Raw genomic sequence first — 2,559 nt, 5'->3', positions numbered from 1 at the left:
CCGACGACCGGGCCGGCCGCTGGGCGCTGCGCCGCGAGGCCTACCGCACCCTCGCCGAGGCCCGCGCCGCCATCGCCCTCGCCTCGGCCGAACTCCCCCCGCTGGCCCGGCACGCCGACGGCACCGACGAGACCGCCGCCACCCTCGAACTGCTCGTCGACACCGTCACCGCCGGCGCCGTCCACCTCGACGACACCGGCCGCCTCGACCCCCGGCACGTCCGGCGGCTGGCCGAGCTCGTGGACCGCCTGGGGAGCCGGGGGGATGTCGCGGTTCGGCTCACGCCGGACCGCGACCGCGTCGTACGTTGACGGGATGACGCCCGCTGCCACGGAGAGCCCGGCCGACCTCGTCGTCACCGGATGCGCCGTCCTCACGCACGACGACCGGGAACGGATCGGCTTCGCGGAGGACTCGGCGATCGTCGTACGGGGTGGGGTGGTGGAGGAGGTGACCGGTGCCGGGGCGGTCGCGGGGCGGGCGGCCCGGGAGCGGATCGACGCCCGGGGGCAGGTCGCGCTGCCCGGTCTGATCAACTGCCACACGCACGCCCCGATGGTCGCCCTGCGCGGCCTCGCCGAGGACCTGCCGACCGAGGAGTGGTTCAACGACGTCATCTGGCCGGTCGAGTCCAACCTCACCGGACGGGACGTCGAACTGGGCGCGCTGCTCGCCTGCGCCGAGATGATCCGGGGCGGGGTCACCTGCTTCGCCGACCACTACTTCGCCATGGACGCGGTCGCCGCCGTCGTCGCCGGGTGCGGGATGCGGGCGCTGCTGGGGGAGGCGTTCTTCTCCTCGCAGGGGGCCGAGGGGCGGGAACGGTCGCTGGCGTTCGCGCTGCGGCACCGGGGGGCCGCCGACGGCCGTATCACCACCGCCCTCGCCCCGCACGCCCCCTACACCGTCGACGACACCGACCTCGCCGCCACCGCGCGGCTGGCGCACGAGCACGGGCTGCCCGTGCACCTGCACGCCGCCGAGAACCGCGACCAGACCGAGGCCTGCCTCGCCCGGCACGGCGTCACCCCCATCGAGGTCCTGCACCGCACCGGCGTCCTCGACACCGACGTGCTCATCGCCCACGGCACCGGCATCGTCGAGAGCGACCTGCCGCTGCTGGAGCGGGCAAGCGGCCGTACGGCCGTGGCCACCGCGCCCCGCGGCTACCTCAAGTTCGCCTGGCCCCACACCACACCCGTACGCGCCCTGCGCGGCATCGGCGTCCCGGTCGGACTCGCCACCGACGGGGCCGCCTCCAACAACTCCCTCGACGTGTGGGAGTCGATGGCGCTCACCTCCCTGATCCAGAAGTCCGCCGAGAACGATCCCCGCTGGCTGACCTCCCGGCAGGCCCTGCACCACGCCACCCTGCAGAGCGCCCGCGCGGTCGGCCTCGGCGGCAGCGTCGGCAGTATCGCGCCGGGCCGCCGCGCCGACCTCGTCCTCGTCGACCTCACCGGGCCGCACACCCAGCCCGTGCACGACCTCGCCGCGACCCTGGTGCACAGCGCCCGCGCCGCCGACGTCCGTACGACGATCGTCGACGGCCGGATCCTCATGCGGGACCGGGAACTGCTCACGATCGACGTGCCCGGGGTGGTGCGGGAGCTGGGGGAGCGGCTGCCCGCGCTGGTCGACCGGAGCCACGGGCGGCGGATCCAGGAGTACGGCACCTGACGGCACGATCGGTGCGGCGGCCGGTACGCAGGGTGACCTCTTGGTGCGATCGGTCGAGAGTCCGGTCACACTTGGCGGTGAACGGGTGTCAACTACGTCTCAGTACCGTCACTGAACAAGGCGTTCACCCCATGGTTGGCGTTTAACTCTACGAGTACAACGCAGCATGGAGGTGGCAGGGTGAACGGGCGAACGGTGCTCGAACGCTTTCCCGCAGGTGGACCGCGTGGCTCCTGGCCGGCGGAGGAGTTCGCCCACGCGCGTCGCCTGGAGGGTCTGCCCGCCGAGGTTGTCATGGACCTCGCGACCGACATGTTCCTGGTGATCGTCCGGGGGGACGGCGGGGGCGGCGACGCCACGGCGTGACCGGGCCGGGGCGCCCGGTTACGCGGTGACGGGGCGTGACCAGGCGGGAGGCGTTCCCGTCAGGCGGCACAGGGCGAGATAGAGCGGTATCGGCGGCGTGTAGGGGAGCGTGCCGTCGGGGCGGTGGATCAGACCGGGGAGGTCCGGGGCACCGGGGGCGTCCGAGGGGCCGGGGAGGACCGCGCCGGTGGCGTAGTGGGCGGGGGCCGGCCACTCCATGGCGTAGTCGGAATCGGACGGGACCAGCCACCACCAGTGCGCGTCATCCGCGTACACGCAGCCCACACGGGGCAGCCGGGGCATCACCAGCGGGCCGAAGCTGGCGGGCACCGCCACCGCGTCGCAGCCCATGGGCGCGGTCATGCCGTCGGGGACGGGGAGCCGCCGGGGGGCGCGGGCGCCGGGGGCGTGCCGTTCGCGCTGGAACCGCACCAGCGAGTCCAGGCTCAGCACGCGGGTGCCGGGCGCGCCGCCCGTCACGCCCGGCCCCGGGGATGGGGGGTGCGCTGGTGC

The 2,559-nt window shown here is 74.5% G+C and carries 3 protein-coding genes and 1 pseudogene; 3 read left to right on the top strand and 1 reads right to left on the bottom strand.

Features of this window, described 5'->3' with window-relative positions; translation table 11 throughout:
* The 3 genes and pseudogenes from B7767_RS10870 to B7767_RS10860 form a co-directional block, all read left to right on the top strand.
* A pseudogene (locus tag B7767_RS10870) lies at positions 1-311 on the top strand (FUSC family protein); the annotation flags it as partial.
* A 4-nt stretch (positions 312-315) separates the two neighbouring features.
* On the top strand, positions 316-1,680 hold the full coding sequence (locus B7767_RS10865; RefSeq protein WP_085572018.1) for an amidohydrolase: 1,365 nt from the start codon (positions 316-318) through the stop codon (positions 1,678-1,680).
* Between the two features lie 180 nt (positions 1,681-1,860).
* A complete protein-coding gene (locus tag B7767_RS10860; protein ID WP_073937149.1) occupies positions 1,861-2,046 on the top strand; it encodes a hypothetical protein in 186 nt (61 codons plus the stop codon).
* An 18-nt stretch (positions 2,047-2,064) separates the two neighbouring features.
* Here the strand turns inward: B7767_RS10860 and B7767_RS10855 are convergent, their stop codons facing one another.
* Positions 2,065-2,526 (bottom strand): hypothetical protein, encoded by a 462-nt coding sequence (locus tag B7767_RS10855; protein ID WP_085572017.1) that lies wholly within the window; start codon positions 2,524-2,526, stop codon positions 2,065-2,067.
* Positions 2,527-2,559: the final 33 nt, after the last annotated feature.

The sequence above is a fragment of the Streptomyces sp. 13-12-16 genome (assembly GCF_002114215.1).
Lineage (GTDB): Bacteria > Actinomycetota > Actinomycetes > Streptomycetales > Streptomycetaceae > Streptomyces.
Note: the sequence above shows the minus strand (reverse complement) of the source record. Positions and strands in the feature narration are given on the sequence as shown.

Coding starts and splice junctions, on each gene's coding strand:
- B7767_RS10865 (WP_085572018.1), top strand. CDS start 316: ATGACGCCCGCTGCCACGGAGAGCCCGGCCGACCTCGTCGTCACCGGA.